At 55.9% G+C, this 17,505-nt stretch carries 8 protein-coding genes; 4 read left to right on the top strand and 4 right to left on the bottom strand.

Annotated features, from left to right (window positions below):
• The first annotated feature begins 558 nt into the window (after positions 1-558).
• From G6R38_RS22795 to G6R38_RS22785, 3 genes are read left to right on the top strand one after another with little or no spacing between them, the layout of a single operon-like run.
• Positions 559-1,188: a RedB gene (locus G6R38_RS22795; protein WP_166831099.1), complete on the top strand. Its 630-nt coding sequence runs from the start codon at positions 559-561 to the stop codon at positions 1,186-1,188.
• Positions 1,178-3,526, top strand: coding sequence for a PAS domain S-box protein (locus G6R38_RS22790; RefSeq protein ID WP_166831098.1), 2,349 nt, complete (start codon positions 1,178-1,180; stop codon positions 3,524-3,526). Before G6R38_RS22795 ends, G6R38_RS22790 begins: the two co-directional genes overlap by 11 nt.
• Complete coding sequence (locus G6R38_RS22785) at positions 3,523-5,511, top strand: EAL domain-containing protein (protein WP_166831097.1); 1,989 nt, start codon at positions 3,523-3,525, stop codon at positions 5,509-5,511. The genes G6R38_RS22790 and G6R38_RS22785 overlap by 4 nt, the downstream gene beginning before the upstream one ends.
• A 176-nt stretch (positions 5,512-5,687) precedes the next feature.
• Here G6R38_RS22785 and G6R38_RS22780 read toward each other — a convergent pair whose 3' ends face one another.
• From G6R38_RS22780 to G6R38_RS22770, 3 genes are all read right to left on the bottom strand, one after another.
• Positions 5,688-8,243 (bottom strand): sulfatase-like hydrolase/transferase, encoded by a 2,556-nt coding sequence (locus G6R38_RS22780; RefSeq protein ID WP_166831096.1) that lies wholly within the window; start codon positions 8,241-8,243, stop codon positions 5,688-5,690.
• Positions 8,244-8,271: 28 nt separating this feature from the next.
• A complete protein-coding gene (locus tag G6R38_RS22775; protein ID WP_166831095.1) occupies positions 8,272-8,676 on the bottom strand; it encodes a hypothetical protein in 405 nt (134 codons plus the stop codon).
• 339 nt (positions 8,677-9,015) lie between these two features.
• Positions 9,016-16,344, bottom strand: coding sequence for a Calx-beta domain-containing protein (locus G6R38_RS22770; RefSeq protein ID WP_166831094.1), 7,329 nt, complete (start codon positions 16,342-16,344; stop codon positions 9,016-9,018).
• 415 nt (positions 16,345-16,759) lie between these two features.
• On the opposite strand from G6R38_RS22770, the gene G6R38_RS22765 reads away from it, so the two are divergent.
• Positions 16,760-16,945: a hypothetical protein gene (locus G6R38_RS22765; protein WP_166831093.1), complete on the top strand. Its 186-nt coding sequence runs from the start codon at positions 16,760-16,762 to the stop codon at positions 16,943-16,945.
• Between the two features lie 149 nt (positions 16,946-17,094).
• On the opposite strand, the gene G6R38_RS22760 is transcribed toward G6R38_RS22765, so the two are convergent.
• A partial coding sequence (locus tag G6R38_RS22760) for a hypothetical protein (protein ID WP_166831092.1) occupies positions 17,095-17,505 on the bottom strand: 411 nt, incomplete at its 5' end.

Raw genomic sequence — 17,505 nt, 5'->3', positions numbered from 1 at the left:
GTCGATGATTGTGCCGTCTCGGTCGTAGCGAATGCGAAGTCTTCGCAGACCCTTGAGCCAAGCGAACGTGCGTTCGACGACCGAGCGAACTTTGCCCAAACCGCTGCCATGCTTTTCGCCTTTCTTGCGAATGTAGGGCTCGATTCCCAGCCAACGAAACAGGATATGCGAGCCGGCTCGCTATCGTAACCGGCATCGGCATCAACTTCCTCCGGTGTCTGCTTCGGTCGACTGGGTTGCCCCCCGACCTGAGGATAGTCCCCGATGGCCAACTTCATCAGTTGTCGATGGTCGCTCGTATTGGCTCCTCTCCAGGAAGACGATACTCAGTCTTCAAGATCGATAGCAGAAATCCCATGCCAATCGGTTCTCTGTTTGCCTCTTAGAAACCCGATAGACAGGAGAACGGGAACGATCCGAACAGCCGCCTTGGCCGATGTGGTTAATTTTATTCATCTCAAGGTGCGAATGTTTGGATTTCGCGAAACGCAACTTATGTTTGCACGTCTCGCCGAGTGAGCGCGAATTGTCCTTGTATCAATTCTTCACAAGGTTTAGATGTCCACTCAGCTATTGTTGAAATCGATTGTGCTCTTTGTCCTGCTGTCTACGACCCTGGTTGGTTATGTCATATTGATGGATTACTCGAGTCGGCCGGGCCCGGAAGCGGAAGTCCTCTCGACGATCACAGAAGATGAACTGACGCAGTTCTCCGGACACAAGCAGGGACGCCCGACAATCGTTTTATTCTACCACCCCAAGTGCCCCTGCACTTTTGCGACGGTGCGTAGTCTCGAACGGTTGAGTATGAGATTCCATAACGAGCCTCAAATTCATGCCGTGGCTTATTGTCCCGAGAACAAGACAGATGTCTGGATCGAGTCTCGCACCACCAGCAGTCTCCGAAGCTTGCCCGGCAGTCGCGTTCACATCGATCGTGAGGGCCGCATGTGCCAGCAGTTCGGCGTGACCACTTCGGGGCATATCCTTGTCTATGACAGCGATGGCCACCTGACGTTCAGTGGCGGCACGACGTCCTCGCGAGGACATGAAGGGGACTGCGCCGCGTCTCAGGAACTCGTGCGGATCGTGAACAGCGAAACGACCGCAATCGACGTTTGCACGAAGTCACCCGTGTTTGGTTGTTCAATCCTTGAAATCGAAGAACGGAACTCAGATGAAGGATAGAGTCGAGGGCATGACGGCCGACGAACTGTTCGAGTCGCGGTATCAAAAGGAATGCCACTGGGTCCACCGATTTATGGTCTGGATCATGGTTGGCCAGTTCTTTCTCGGCCTGGCATTCGCCATTTTCTTGTCGCCGTTCACCTGGATTGGACAGCAATACGAAATCCATATCCACGTTTGGGCCGCCTTAATCATCGGCGGATCGCTTTCTTCGTTCGCCATTCTGTGGATGAAGTTTTTTCCGGACGCCGCACACACACGTCACGTTGTGGCGATTAGTCAGACATTATGGTCGGCGTTGCTGATTCACCTTTCCGGCGGACGCATCGAAACACACTTTCATGTGTTCGCTTCGCTGGCGATCCTCAGTATCTACCGAGACTGGAAGATCCTGATCACGGCCACGGTCGTCGTGGCGATGGATCATTTCGGTCGTGGGGTCTACTATCCGGCATCTGTCTTTGGAGTTGTCACGGAATCTCCCTACCGCTGGATCGAACATGCCGCCTGGGTGGTTTTTGAAGTCGCGTTTCTGGCACCAGGCTGTTATCGGCTGCGCAACGAAGTTCGCGAGCTTTGCGTTCGTCAGTACGAGATTGAAGAAGCCAAGAGAAGCGTCGATCTTCAAGTGCAGGAGCGAACCTCGGAACTGAGCGCGGCATACACGCAGCTTGAAGAACAAACGGCCGTGGCCCAGAAACTGGCCATGGTGGCCAAGTACACCGACAACGCCGTCGTGATTACTGACGGCGATTCGCGTATTGAGTGGGTCAACGAAGGTTACACGCGGATCTCGGGCTATTCGCTCGACGAAGTCGTCGGCCGGTGCCCGTCGGATTTCCAGCATGGTCCGGCAACCGATCCCGAGACGAAAGCTTTTATGCGGAACGCTGTCAGGGAGAAGCGGGGGTTCAACACGGAAGTTGTGAACTACCGAAAAGATGGTGACGCCTTTTGGTTGGCAATGGAAGTGCGGCCGATTGCAGATGACATGGGGAACGTAAATCGCTTCATCGCGATTCAAAGCGACATTACCGAACGCAAGAATATGGAGTTGTCGCTGGCCGACGCGGAGGCTCGCTTGCGGTCGATCATCAATAACGTGCCCGGTGCGTTTTACCGGCGTGAGGTCAGCGACGAGTGCCGCACCGTATTTGTCAGTGAATGGATTTACAATCTGACCGGCCACAATCCTGAGGAATTCACGGCACCCGATGGCTTGAATCTCTTAGATTTTGTTCATCCCGATGATCTCACGGAGTTGAATGCCGCAATCCAATCCGCCATCGATGAAGAGAGCGAATTTGAACGAGAGTATCGAATCATTGACGCAAACGGCAACGTCAAGTGGATTCGGGAGAAAGGCCAATGTCTCAAGATTGGAGAGGGAACCTGTCAAATTTTTGTTGACGGGATGCTGTTTGATGTCACCCAAAAGGTACTGGCCGAGCGAGAAAATCAAAGGTTGCAGCAAGACTTGCTCGATGTGTCGCGACAGGCCGGCATGGCCGAGATCGCCACTGGAGTGCTGCACAACGTGGGAAACATCCTCAACAGTGTCAACGTTTCCGCTTCTGTGATCCGCAAGCAGTACTCTCGAAGTGCACTAGCGAACCTGGAGAAAGTTTCCGACTTGATCGCCGAGCATGAATCCTCATTCGATGAATTCATTCGAGAGGATACTCGTGGTCGGAAGATACCGGCTTATATCCGCAAGGTGACCGAAGCCCTCTGCAACGAGCGGAACAAAGTCTCCGATGAATTCGACGACCTACTGAGAAATGTCGAGCACATCAAGGAGATTGTCAGTGTGCAACAATCGATGGCAAAGTCCTCTGGATTGCAGCAGGAACTCGACGCCCAAGATCTGATTCACGATGCGCTCGCTGCCAATAAGGCGTCACTGATGAGCCATCGAATCGAGGTGGAGCAGTCCATCAACAAAGCCTTGCCAGTGTTTGTGTCGGACAAACACCGCATCCTGCAGATCCTGATCAATCTGATCAAGAACGCAAAAGACGCTCTGGTGGAAAACCAGACGCCTGATGCGCGAATCGAGATTACCGCGACGACTGAGGAGAACCGGGTCGTGTTCCGCGTTGCGGACAACGGCATCGGCATTGCGACTGAGAAGCTGGAAAGAATTTTCCAGCATGGATTTACCACCAAGAAGTCGGGACATGGTTTCGGCCTGCATAGCAGCGCCAATGCCGCCACGGAAATGGGGGGCAGTTTGACCGTCTGCAGCAACGGAATTGGCACGGGGGCCACGTTTGTGCTGCGTTTGCCATTACAACTGACCAATCACGAAAAGAACGCGTTGGAGTTGACCACATGAATTCGCAGCTGAAACCAACGCAGAATGCCATGCCGCCCCGAATTCTCATCGTCGACGACAATCCGTCGATTCATGAAGACTTCAAAAAAGTGCTCGAAGTCCACGAAGACCTGATTCCAGACATCGATCAATTCGAGATTGATGACTTCGAAGCCGATCCTTCCCCTCAGTTTCGTATCGATTCGGCGTATCAGGGGCACGAAGGGATCCAGATGGTTGCGGACGGCGAAGCCCAAGCCGATCCCTACTCGCTCGCCTTCGTCGACATGCGAATGCCACCGGGATTGGACGGCCTGCAGACGATCGAGCAGTTGTGGAAAGTCTCTCCAGATTTGCAGGTCGTCATCTGCACAGCGTTCTCGGACCGTTCTTGGGAAGAAATGAATGCTCAGTTTGGCTATACCGACAGCCTGCTGGTTCTGAAAAAACCGTTCGACGACATCGAGGTTTTTCAGCTCGCCGTCGCCCTGACTCGCAAATGGGAGATGACTCGGCAAGCCGGTCTGAAGCAACGCGAACTGGAAGAGTTGGTTCGTCAACGCACAGTCGAACTCGAGCAAGCGGCGTTGCATGATGGACTGACCGGCTTGGCCAACCGGGTCAAGTTCAACGACCGCCTCTCTGAAACCTTGACCCGGGCGTCATGTTACGCACAGAAAACGGCGGTATTCCTCATCGATTTGGACCAATTCAAGTATATCAACGACACCATGGGGCATCCCGTCGGCGACGATTTGATTAGAAACGTTGGCAAGCGATTGTCGAGAGTTGTCCAAGACGCCGGACTCGTGGCGAGATTTGGGGGCGACGAGTTTGCCATCATTCAAGAGTCCGTCGTCAACGAGCAGGAAATCCCGCTGTTGGCAACAGAACTCCTGGCCGCGATTCGCACTCCTGTCGAATTGGGTGAGAGTTCGGTCGTGGTCAGTGCGAGCATTGGAATTGCGGTATCGCCCTGCGACGCAGAAACACCCGTTGACTTGGTGAAGAACGCAGACCTCGCGTTGTATCGTGCGAAGGCCGATGGCCGAGGCTGTGCCAGATTTTTTGAAACCAATATGGACCAACAACTTCGCAACCGCCGTGAAATGGATTCGCGGTTGCGTGAGGCAATCGCCAACGAAGAATTCGTCCTGCACTTTCAACCACTGTTTTTGTCCGCATCGGGAGGTGTCTGCTCACTGGAAGCACTCCTCCGGTGGAACGATCCCAACTCAGGGCTGGTATCGCCTGACAAATTCATCCCCCTGGCCGAGGAAACCGGGTTGATCCAACCCATTGGCGAATGGGTGTTGTCTGAAGCATGTCGGCAAGCCTGCAATTGGCCCGAGGAGGTTCGAGTCGCCGTCAATGTTTCGCCCGTGCAATTCAAGTGTGGGAGCGTGTTGAAGAGCGTTGCGAAGGCCATCAACGAAAGTGGACTCGACCCCTCTCGCCTCGAAATCGAAATCACGGAGTCGGTCCTGCTCAGCGATAATGCTGATACTCTCGAGCAACTCCATGCGATCAGAGATCTTGGCGCTCGAATTGTCTTGGACGATTTCGGAACCGGATATTCCTCGCTCAGCTACCTCCGCCGTTTTCCGTTCGACAAGTTGAAGATGGATAAGTCCTTTGTCCGTGATCTGAACCAGGCAGACGCCGACGCCATCGTCAGCACTGTGGCCAACCTGGGCCGATGTCTGGGGATGGAAACTACGGCTGAAGGCGTCGAGACGGAAGAACAGTACATCCGTCTTGTGAAGGAGGGCTTCACGCAAATTCAAGGCTTCCTACGCGGAAAACCGGTGGCGGCGGAAGACGTCGCGGGGACATATCTGTCAGGCTTTTCGCGAGTCGAATCGGGAGCACTGTGCTCAGATCGCATTGCCTGGAAATCAGACGAACTATTGCATCGAATTGCGGAGACGATTGACAATAGCCACTCGGAAGCCTCGGGGGCCGAAACACATCGTCAACTCGTCACTGCAACAAAACTTGAATGACCCAACACGCTGACGGCTGATTACCAAGCGGCGTCGCGTAGCGGCGACCTTGACTGCATCCACGAGTTGGCGATCGTCTGGAGTGCGTACGGGGGTCAGGGCGATCGAACACGGAATTCAAAGCTCATTCCTTATCCGTGTTCGATCCATGTTTCATCTGCGGCATCCATCAGATGTCATTTCACCTTCTGCCAACCGGCGGCTTCAAGTTCGGCGGCGGTCCAGCCGGACCGTTTTAACATCGCCTGATCATACTTCGCACCGATTGCTGTATTGCCGTCGAATCGGCCGAGATTCTTGATCATGGCAACCTTGGCAGGGCCGGTAATGCGGCTCAGATCTGCGTTTTCGAATGTGACTGCTCGATGTTTGTCGGCAGCCGATGTCGATCCGGGTCCGCCACTGAAAAAGAACTCTGTCTTTTCGGTGAGTCCGTCAGTGGAGAGACCCCACGTAACATCGGAGAAATCAGCCCCTGTCAGAATGGCTTTGCGGAAAGCGGTCATTCGTCCGGAGAAACCCGCGATGTTCAGCGCCGCTCCCGAAAAATCGGCTCCCGTGAGGTCGGTAAAGAGGAAGGCTTGATTCCCGGTCGTGTTGATGGTCGAAGCGGAAAAGTTCGCTTTCCTCATGGAGTCATTGTAGCCGAAGTTGTGCCCGGTGAAGTTCAACGTCAATTCGTTCAGCTTCGCCTCGTCCCAGATCGTCTTCGCGGCGTTTCCGAAGGAATCAGCACTCCACGACGTGATTCCGAGGGCCGGAAAGTCGATACCGGAGAGGTTGCTTCCGTCCTTCAACTTCAGTTTGTCGTTCGCCCACTTCCTGATGCGGCTTGGGTTTTTGAGTGTATCCAACTCCGCATTGAACGTGATGGATGCATCCGTTCCGATACCGTAGACGGTTGGTTTGGAAGGAGTTGCTCTCTCGACAGCCGCACGCAGCGGAATCGCCTCAGTTTCCAGGGGCGACTCGTCATCCGGCACGAGTTCAACGTCCGTAAAGTAAGCGCCGCCAGTTTGGCCACGATCGTTGACGAGATAAGTCCACAATTCGGTCGGGCCCGCCGGAAGATTCAGTTCCATCCTGACCGCCTTGCAACCGGCGGGAACCTTCATCTCTTTTTCCTGTCCGGCAATTACCACTTTGGCTCGCACGGCGACCAGCGGTTTTTCGGCGGCCGACGGCCACTGCCGCAACGTGAAGCGATAGCGACCAGCCCGCCTGACATTGACCATCCACGGAGCAGTCACCTTAGGTAACTTCCTGATCGATCCGAACCACCAGGGCGGGTTTCCCTTCTGCATGTACCAGTCCTGAGAACACAGTTCAGTGGGATTCTGATCCGGATTGCCCAGATCGATGCGAACCGGCGTCATGCGAGGAGACACCTTGTTCCAAAATGGCTGGTAGGCTTCACGCAATTGCTGCACGACCTCGGGGTGTTCTTCAGAGACATCCTTGCGCTGGGCCGGGTCGGCTTCGATGTCGTAGAGGAATTCGTCGCCATGATTCACCAGACGCCAGCGTTCGGTGAGCACAACCGAATGGGCAAAGGGTTGGGCAGGTAACGCGTTGCCGCCGGCGGCGCCATGGAACTGCACGACATGATGCTTGCGGGGCCACGGTTCGTCAGAGCCATCCAATAACGGCTTGAGCGAGATTCCATCCGGCTCATACTCTTTCGGAACCGCGATTCCGCACAATTCTGCCAGGGTCGGCAGCACGTCAATGTGTGCGGCCAGCGTGTCGATATCTCGCCCGCCGGTCAGTCCACCTTTCGGCCAGTGAATGAAGAATGGAACGCGGTGGCCACCGTCGTAGATTGACGACTTTTTGCCACGCATTCCCGCGTTGAAACCCGTGACAGCTTCAGAATCCAGACCCTGGAACTTCGCACCGGCTGCCGTTCCGTTATCCGTCATGAAGATCAGGATTGTATTGTCGGCCAGCCCGAGTTCCTTCAGACGTCGCCGCAGGACTCCCATGTTGTGATCGATATTGGCCACCATCCCATAGAAGTTGGCGTTGGCGACCTGTTCGTTGCCCTGATAAGGCTTCGCCCATTCCGGTGCCACATAGTACGGGCCGTGTGGAGCGTTCGGTGCGATGTAAAGAAAGAATGGTTTGTCGCGGTTCTTCTCAACGAAGCGAAGACCTTCCCTGAACCACACGTCCGTGCAATAGCCCTCGAATTTCTCAAAGGTTCCCTGTTTGTTGTCGACTGTCGCGCGTTCGTAGGTGTCGTCGAAGTAATCGTTCCCCCAATAGTCCGATGCCTGCCCGATCCCACCACAACGATGCCAGAGAGCATCTTGGAATCCCCGGTCCTGCGGCCGGTGCGGCGCGTTATCGCCCAGGTGCCACTTCCCGACCATCCCCGTCGCATAACCGGCTTCCGCAAAGAGGTGGCCCACCGTTTTTTCATCGGGATGCATCATGGTCCGGCCGGAACTGGTTCGATAAGCACCCGTGGACCCCGGATGATTTCCCGTCATGAGTGCGGCCCGTGTTGGTGTGCAGAACGGACTCACGTGGAAGTCCGTCAGCCGCACGGACTCAGCGTAGAGCCGATCCAGGTTGGGTGTCTTGAGAACCGGATTCCCATGACAGGACAGATCGCCGTAGCCCTGATCGTCAGTCATGACGAGAATGACGTTGGGACGATTCACCGCCATCGCATTGGCAGTGAGGAGGCTTGTCAGCAGCACGATCGTGGTTGCCAGTTGTGTCATCGCTTTGACCTGGGAGAAATTGAGCTTTTCATTTTGGACCGGTGGACTTCGGGAGGAGCCTCCGTCTAGTCTGGGTAATCGTCCAGAACTTCCGCATCAGACTGAAAATTGTCTGCCGTGATATGATCCCGGCCACCCTTCCCTTTTCTGCGTCCGAAGACGCTTCCAGTGTCGTCAGGTAATGCGTTTCCTGTTTGTTGTACTCCCGGTTATTGTGAAAGAACCGGTCGCGGCTGCCAATGATATGGCCGAACTTACCTTCGACGATCTTCCACGGTTCCAGCGTCCCGGTTTTAAAATCGACGGACACACTACGCTCGCTGCGGGGCGCTGGAATCTTCTTTGCGGGGTTGCTTTTGCCACACGGCGTTACCGTCTTGGGAGTCGGCTTGGGCTGATAGCCCGCGAGCAACGCACTCAGTTCCTTGACCACTTCGGGACGTCTGTTTGTGAAGGTTCTTCGTCGAATTCACATCCGCCACCAGATCGTAAAGGTGAGCAGGTGGCGCATCCTTCCCCATCTTTCTAGCCACAATGTCGCTGGCGAACCGAAAGATGCGTTCCCTTGTTCGGGGCGATGACAAATTGGTCGCGGACTTGGTCTTCCGGTTCGCTGACTCTTCAAAAGTAGTTTCCTCTTGACATGTTTCAGTCCAAGTCGTCACCCCTTTCAAACCGCCCCAAGTGCTACCGCCTGGAGCGACCAACCGGTCGGGTGGGATTCGCACTCACGAGAAACGACATTCCTTTCACGATGCACTGAAGATCCGGGCTAATTTGTGATGGTGCGATTGGCTCCGGTGATGGGGTCCCAGAAATAGAGGTCTTCGCCTTCGCCGGGCGTGAAGGCCGAGTCCACGAGGCGTGCGAGTCGTGAAAAGCTGTTGCCGTTGATGAGAGTGGGAGTGACGACATCGTCGACGAAGTGCGGTGAGGCCTGATCACGGATGTCGGTCAGAGCAGTCCGGTTGGCTCCGGTGGTGGGGTTCCAAAGGAAGACGTCGTCCAAACCGTCACCGTTGAGGTCGACGATTTGCACGAGACGGTCTTCAAAGCCGTTGAAACCAATCTGCGAACCCATGCTGCCGGTCTCGAGGCTCTCGACTTCACTTTCCACGCCAGGCATGACGGCGGAGAATTCGACGCGGCGGTTGGCTCCGGTGTTCAGATTGAGGAAGAGCAGTTCATCCAAGCCGCCGTCGATTAATTGACCGACGTGGACTTCTTGAAAATCGTTCCCGTTGATGGCGGTGGTGTCGACGACGTTGGTCTGAAAGTTGTTCAGATCGGTATTGCTACCGGCGGCGACGGTTTCGAAGTGCACTATTCGGTTTCGGCCACTGGTTGGGTTCCAGAAGAAAATGTCGTCGGGACCGGCTCCATCGAAGTTGCCCACGACTGCCGCCGGGAAGTCGTTACCGTTGATCACCGTCGAAGCAACAACGTTCGTCTCGAAACTTGTGCCGACGCTTCCCGTATTGCCAGTGATGTGAACGAGCCGGTTTTGACCGGTCGCCGGGTTCCAGAAAAACAGATTGCTCGATCCGTTTTCGTCGAAGTCGCCCATGAGCACATCAGTGAAATCGCCACCGTTGATCGCCGTCGGAGCGATGGGGCTATCTTGCAGGGTGCCGTCTGAAAAGATGATCCGGTTGGCTCCGGTGGTCGGGTTCCAGAAGAACAAATCCTCCCGCACCTCGCGAGCCGTCGGCATGTCATCGAAGTTCCCGCTGACGACGACCTCGAAATCGCCGTTGATCAAATCCGGCATGACGGGCTGATCGTCGAACATCGCCAGATCGGCGATTAGATCGTCGTTAGTGATCGTGCCGGTTGCGGAATCATCCGCGAGTATCACATTGCGTCCGGAAGCCTGCACGTTCGAGAGATTGACGAGGAACATCTCGTCGTCCTCGAAGTTGATGTCGCCGAAAACTTCGACGGAGAGCGTACGGGTTTCGCCGGCCATTCCCGTGAAATCGAGCATGCCGCTGGTGGCGGTGTAGTCGTTGTTGGCAATGGTTGCCGTACCGTCGGCGGTGGCGAAGTCGACGGTCACAGACGTGTCGACTTCATTATCGAGCGTAACGATGAAGGACACGAATTGGGATTCGGCGGTGCGTTCGAGGACGGCGACATCACCAATCGAGAGACTCGTCGCGTCGTCGTTTTTGATTGTGCCGAGGGCTTGAGAATCGGCCAACGTCACCGCACGTCCGCCTGCAGCGAGATTGGAGAGATCGACGAGGAATTGCTCATCGAGTTCCACGATGTCGTCAGCGTTTACATCGACGGTCACGGTCGCGGATGTATTGCCGGTGGTGATGGTGAGCGTTCCGGAGGTGTCGATGAAATCGTCGGTTTCGGCCGTATTGGCCGTGGTTGCAAACTCGATGCTGAGATCCGTATCGACTTCTTGCGAGAGCGAGACAGTGAAGGTCATCGTTCCGGCGTCTTCGTCTTGGCTGACGTCGTCGATCAAAACCGTGGCCGCATCGTCATTGATGATCGTACCGACGCTTTGATCATCGGTGAGCGTCACACTGCGTCCGCTTGCTTGCAGATTGGAGAGATTGACCAAGAATTGCTCGTCGAGTTCCACGATGTCGTCGGCGAAAATGTCGACGGTGATCGTGGTCGATGTCATCCCGGCGGCGATTGTCGCGGTGCCGGTGTTGCCGGTGAAGTCGCTGGCATCGGCGGTGTCGGTCGCAGTGGCGAAGTCAACGGTCACACCGGTATCGACTTCCTGCGAGAGCGAGACGGTGAAGGTCATCGTCCCAGCGTTTTCGTCTTGGCTGACATCGTCGATACTCAACTCGGCCGCGTCATCGTTTTGAATCGTGCCGATTCCCTGGGCATCGGCGATGGTGACATTGCGTCCGCCCGCAGCGAGACTCGTGAGGTTGACCAAGAATTGCTCGTCGAGTTCGACGATGTCGTCGGCGGAGATGTCAACCGTGATCGTCGTCGATGTTGTCCCAGCGGTGATCGTCGCGGTGCCGGTGTTGCCGGTGAAGTCGCTGGCATCGGCGGTGTCGGTCGCAGTGGCGAAGTCGACGGTCACATCGGTATCAACTTCTCGCGAGAGCGAGACGGTGAAAGTCATCGTGCCAGCGTTTTCGTCTTGGCTGACATCGTCGATCGAAAGGGTGGCCGCATCGTCATTGGTGATCGTGCCGGTGGCCATGTCGTCCGTGATCGTCGAACCGAGCGTGGGATTCGAAAGCGTGACAAGGAAAGTTTCGTCGCTTTCGACGGTTGTCTCACCCGCGATCAGCACAGTGATTGTTGTCGTGATTTCACCGTCGGCGAAGGTGACCGTGCCGCTGGGAAGCGTGCCGCCGTTGAAGTCGTCGGTCTCGGTCGTGTCGTTGGTGATGGCAAAGTCAACGCTGGTCGTACCGACCGTGTTGGCCGAGCGGGTCAACGTGAAGGTGATCGTTGTCGTACCGGTGTCGCCTTCGCTCACGGATGCATCAGCAATCGTGACTTCGGCGAAGGTTTGCAACTCGACGGCACCGATGTCGACAGCATTGCCGATCTCGCGATCGAATCCCATTCCGCGTTGATCGAAGACCAGGGCCGTTCCCAGATTGGTGCCGTCATCGGTGGCTCGGTCGGTGTCACCGGCATCGATTGCGGGGCTACCGAGGAACAAAGCGTGCGTCGAGGTCGGTCCACCGTTGTTTTGCAGGTTGGTGTCGATCACATCGATGGCATTCACGCCGACGATGTTGCCGTCAATGCCGTCCAACAATCCGCCGCTGGTAGCCGCATCGCCAATGATGTTATTGGCACTGCTGGCTTCGAGATCCTTCTCATTGATATCGTCCGGCATCCCGGAACCGACCGCCCCGACCATGTTGCCAACGACGATCGAATTGACCAGTGTCGTGTTCGTCGAGGCGTCGTCGAACGTCCAAATTCCGCCGCCGGTTTCGTTTCCGCCGCCATCGCCGTCATCGTCGGCTCGGTTGCCGTAGATCGTGCTGTTGACGATCGTGAGATCACCATCGTTGTGAAACACACCGCCACCATCTGCGCTGGCTTGGTTGCTGGAGATCGTGACGTTGACCAATACCAAATCGCTGTCATCGTGAGCGATTGCTCCGCCGATCACAAACGCCCGGTTGCCGCCGAAAGTCGAATTGGAAACGAACGCCGAACCGCCTACAGTCGAGAGACCACCACCGGCAAAGTTGGCGAAGTTATCGATGAAGCTGGAGGTGTCGACCGTGATATCACCTCCGGAGTTGTGAATCCCTCCGCCGTCATCACTGGATGCGTCATTGGCAACGAACAGGGTGCCGCTGACGTTGAGTGTCGCGGTGACGTTGAAGGTCGTTGCATTGTAGATCGCGCCGCCGTCATCACCGCTGAGATTGGTGCGAAATTCGGAATCGATGACTGTCAGCGTACCCAGATTGTAAATCGCTCCGCCACTGTCGATAGCTTCGTTATCGACGGCGACGACGTTTATGAGCGTCAAGTCGCCTTCTTGGTTAAAGATCGCTCCACCGCGTTCGGCATTACTGAGCAGGACCGGGAACGGCGGGCCGGGATCTTCGATGAAGAAGCCGTCGTCCAAACCGTTGGCGGAGCCGTCTTCAAGGGTCACGTCGGAGATGCTGACAGTCGCCGAATTGATGAAAAAGATCTGCGAGAGAAAGTCGGCATCGATGGTGAGAAGGTCGGCACCGGGGCCGACGATGTCGACATCCTCAAGAATCTCCATCCGGAAGTTGCCGGTCGGTTGCGGTTGCATGTCGATGTCTTGCTGTCCGCCGGTGAACAGGTTTGGATCGAAGGTGATTGTGTTCAGGTCGGCTTCGAGATTCGCGAGCAGAATCGCCTCACGGAGCGTTAGCTCGCCGTCGGAGAAGTCACCATCGACCTCATCGTCGAGGTTGTCGACTTCCAGATTGGTCGCGGGAGTCGCCAGGACACGCAGCACGACATCATTGCCGTCGCCGCCGTCATAGATGACGGCGTAGTTCGTGCCATCGACACGGATAATTGATTGTGAAAACGTGCCCATCACGGGGTCGACGGTGCCATCATTGTCGATGATGATAAATTCATCGCCGGGATTCGGCATGAACCCGGCATCCCGATCGATCAACAGGTCAGCCTCGCCGAGTTCGACGGTACCGGTGACCACGACTTGATCAAACTCCGTGCCGGGCGTGTTCCCATCCAATTCGACCTCGAGCGTATCCGTCGCGGAGAGCGTGAACGCCCCGGTGACCAGCAATTGTCCAGGCGATCCGCCAGGAGCCACCACACCGTTGAGTGTCACGATATTCCCGGCAATGTGAGTCATCGACGCCACTCCGGCGGCCGTCGCGATAAATTCCGTCCCGTTCCCTGTCACGGTCACATCGCCAGCGGTCGATGCCGTGCTACCGTCGTCGAAGATCACATCGGGAGCGTTGTTGCCAATGCCAGTGATGTCGAGATTTCCATCGGCCACGGTCACGACGGAATCGGCCAACATTTCGACACCGGCATTTTGATGAGTTCCGCTGCCGCCGGTTCCGATCAGTTCGAGCGCCCCGGTGCCTCCCACGCCGATCGAAGTTAGCACGTCAATGAGAATACCTTTGTTGTTGCTGCCCGTGGTGCTTCCGCCTTCCCCGGTGATCGAAACCGACCCACCTGTTGTCGTCAGCATCGAGCCAACTTGATGGAGTCGGAAACCGTAATTTCGATTCCCTGAACCACTTCCGCCGCCCTGGCCGTCAATTGTGATCGAACCGCTTCCGCTGGAAATTCCGCCCCCGGATCGAACGAGGACGCCGATCTGCTCGTCGGTGCTAGCGTCGCCACCTTGGCCGGAAATCATCACACTTCCCGATCCGGTCGCACTGACTTGGGTGTTATTGATATTGACTCCGATGAAGTCTCCCGCAGCGGTCCCACTTGAGTTTGCGGAGAGCGTGATATCGCCAGTCCCTGTCGTCGTCAGGTCGCCGTTGATGTCAATCGCGGAGGATGCCCCCGGTCCACCAGCCGCGTCGAAGTTGATCGTACCGTCGTCCGTGGTGATCGATGTGTTGAAAAACAGAGCAATGTTGTCGGAGGCATTGAAGGTGACGTTCCCCGGTTGGCCGTTCGCCGTGGCGGCAGCGGTATTGATGGCCGCACTCAGGCCGACGGTGATTTCACTGGCATTGATCGTCAGATTTCCGGTGTTCCCCGGTGCGGCCGATCCCAGCGTCAGCGATGTGTTCACGTTGACCGTGTCGTCCTCACCGCCACCGTTGATCGTCAGCGCTGCGTCATAGCCGCTGCCAAAACTCAACACATTGATGCCGTCGTCGCCGCTACCGGCGTTAATCGTAAGTGACTCGCCTGGGTTGTCGAACGTCGTCATCTCTCCCAAGTTGGAGTTGATCGTGGTCCGACCGGCCGTGCCGGAATTCGTCACATCGATCACCTCATTGCCACCGTTGAACGTGAAGATCAGGTTATCCGCGTTCACGCTCGAATCGATGGGCTCCAACCCCGTGTAAGTGATCGTGTTGCCGTCCAACGAAATATCACCGTCGTTGGCGTTCGTGTAGTTGAAGACGGCTGTGGTGACCGTGCCGCCGGTGATGTTCAGCGTGTCGCCAGCCGCCGTACTCTGCGTTCCGCCGTTGTATTCAATCGGAACCGCGAAATTACCGAGCGAGAGGTCGACTGTTAATTCATCGTCGCCATCGAGTGTATTGATGAGGATGTTGGTGATTGCACCAAACGGAATCGTGACTGTATTGGTCCCGCTTCCGGTGGACCCGGGCACGATCGTGCAAAGCATATTATTCGGATCGTGAATTACGAACTGACTGTTCGTCGTGTCTGATTGAATGCTGAGCGAGCTGTCACTGGCGACGGCGTCTTCGACGACAAGCGTGTCGCCCGCAAGGCTAATTTCCGGCATGTTCGCCGGTCCGCTCGTGACGAGGGTCCAGTCGCTGTCGAGTGTCCAATTACTCTGGTCGAAGACGTTAGTCCCCCCATCCAGGAGGACGCATCCAGAGATGACGGCTCCGGTCGTGCCCGCCAGGGTGAACGTGTCGTCGCCACTGCCGGTGCGGATATCGACGACGTACTCGGTCTGTCCTCCGCTAGCAATTGTCTCAGTGAGGACGATGTCGTTGTTCCCGTTGCCAGCCCGATAAATCAGCCGGCCGCCCACGCTACCTGCATAGTTAATCCGATTATCGCCGTCGCCGAACAAGAAGCTGACATCGCCAACGACGGAAGGTCGGATCGAATTAGCAAGCGGCGTGATGTTGTTGCCGCTACCCGCCCGCAGGGTGAAATTCCCTTCGACGACGAACCGCTCATTGAACAGGTTGAGGGTCTGATCGCCTTCGCCGAGGTCGATTGTGAGATCACTTTCAAAGGTGACTTCTCCCCCAATGGCGGAATCGATACGCATCGAATCGTTGTCATCGCCAAGGTCGAGGTCTGCGATGCCGCTGTACAAACTGGTAGCCGCGTCGTGGTTGATGAAGAGCGTGTCGTCGCCCCCACCGAGCGACACTGAGAGGTTGCCGGTGACAGTGAGGCCGTCCAGAAGGACGTCATCCACCCCGTCTTCGGTTATGATATTGACGTTCCCCTCCACCGTCACCCCTGTAAAGGTGAGCGTGTTGTCGCCGTCTCCGCCGTTGACGGTCAAGCCGCCTGTCAAACCGGTTTGAACACTGGTTACGGCGACGGTGTCGTTGCCGCCGAGGAGAGCGAACTCGATGCCCGTCACGCCCGCATCCGGAACGGTGACAGTGCTTGTCCCGCTGCCCGTGGCTCCAAAGATGCTGGAGACATCAATCGTCAACCCGCCATTGTCGACAATCGTGTAGGTGCCGCCGGAGTGGCTGATTGTCAGGTCGTCGTTCGAATTGCCACCCGCGTCGTCTGTGATGGTGAGTGTGCCGGAATTGATTTCCACAAGCGTCGTGAGCAGCGTGCGGTCTTCCAACCGTTCGGTCGCCACATCCAGCGGTCGACGAATCCGTGAGTGTCGTCGCAGATGCTTCGCACGAGATCGCAGCGTGAAACTATGGAAACGGACGGCGAGTTGCTCGAGCCAATGAAACAAAAGCATCAATCGTTCCTCGCGATGGGCGGCAATCCGCCTTGTCTGATTTCGCTGACGGAAAATCATCGGATGGGTGCTTTAGAGTAACTGATCTAGGAAGGGAGTGTACAGAACTTTTGTGAACTCACAGGAATATTGTTCAATGCAGTCTGCCCTGCGAATTCTTGGACATTCGATGTCGGATAGTGACGAAATTCATGCATCATGCATGGCTTGTGTTGACAGGTCGTCAACCACGATCCGCAGACTCCGCCTCGATTGCGTGGCCAATCGTTTCCCTTATACTTGCCCCCCAAGCGGCTGAGGATTTGGTGGGGCGATTCTCGCCTGCGTTCACCGAGCCGACAGCCCGCCGAATGCTGGGATGGTTTCCCGAGCGTCGCTTTGTTTTGACTGGTGATGGACAGTCTCCACACACGAGATGACGCGATTCGCTCATGCCTATCGCCCCCAATTGACGTTCGTAGGACGGTTCTACGGCAACGTGAATTTGTATCACTCGCCGCCCAAGTATTCCGGCACCGGTCGGCCTCGCGTCAAAGGAGAGCGGAAGCCCAAACCCGAAGAGTTGGTCCAAACAAAACGCGGTCCACAAACCAAGTTCTGAACTTCAGTGACTTCGTCGTTGTCAGGGTGAGGTTCGTTTTTGTTTGGTCCAAAGCCGTGGATGAAACAAAAAGCCGGGGCAAGCGTTCGCTCGTCCCGGCAATCTTAGTTTGGTTGATATCGTCAACAGAATCCTAGTTTTTGCTAGCTTTAGGATTGCACGAAACCAGTTCGATTGCGGCCTGTTGTTGGGTTCCAGAAGAACAACTCGTCGGAATTCGGATCACTAAATACATCCTCGGTGAGTCTAGCAACGAGTTCATAGTCACCATTGATTCCCTGGAAGCCAATTGCGTCATCGATGGCGACTGGAGGAGTTTCCAGGTTGAGGCTGGTGGATGCGAGTCGGTTTGCGCCGGTGTTGCTGTTCCAGGCGAACACGTCATCCAGTCCGTCGCCATTTAGGTCGGCAACTTCGACGCGATCGAATTCGTTGCCATTGAAAAGCGTTGTCGGGAAGTAGTTCGTGACGACATCTTCAAACGCCGTGCTTATTCCGGCATCTTCAGTCGACAGCGAAACGATGCGGTTTTGACCGCTTCCCATGTCAATAAAGAGCAA

Origin of the sequence: Thalassoroseus pseudoceratinae, assembly GCF_011634775.1 — a bacterium.
Taxonomy (GTDB): Bacteria; Planctomycetota; Planctomycetia; order Planctomycetales; family Planctomycetaceae; genus Thalassoroseus; species Thalassoroseus pseudoceratinae.
The sequence above is the reverse complement of the archived record's forward strand: the minus strand, read 5'-3'. Positions and strand labels throughout refer to the sequence as shown.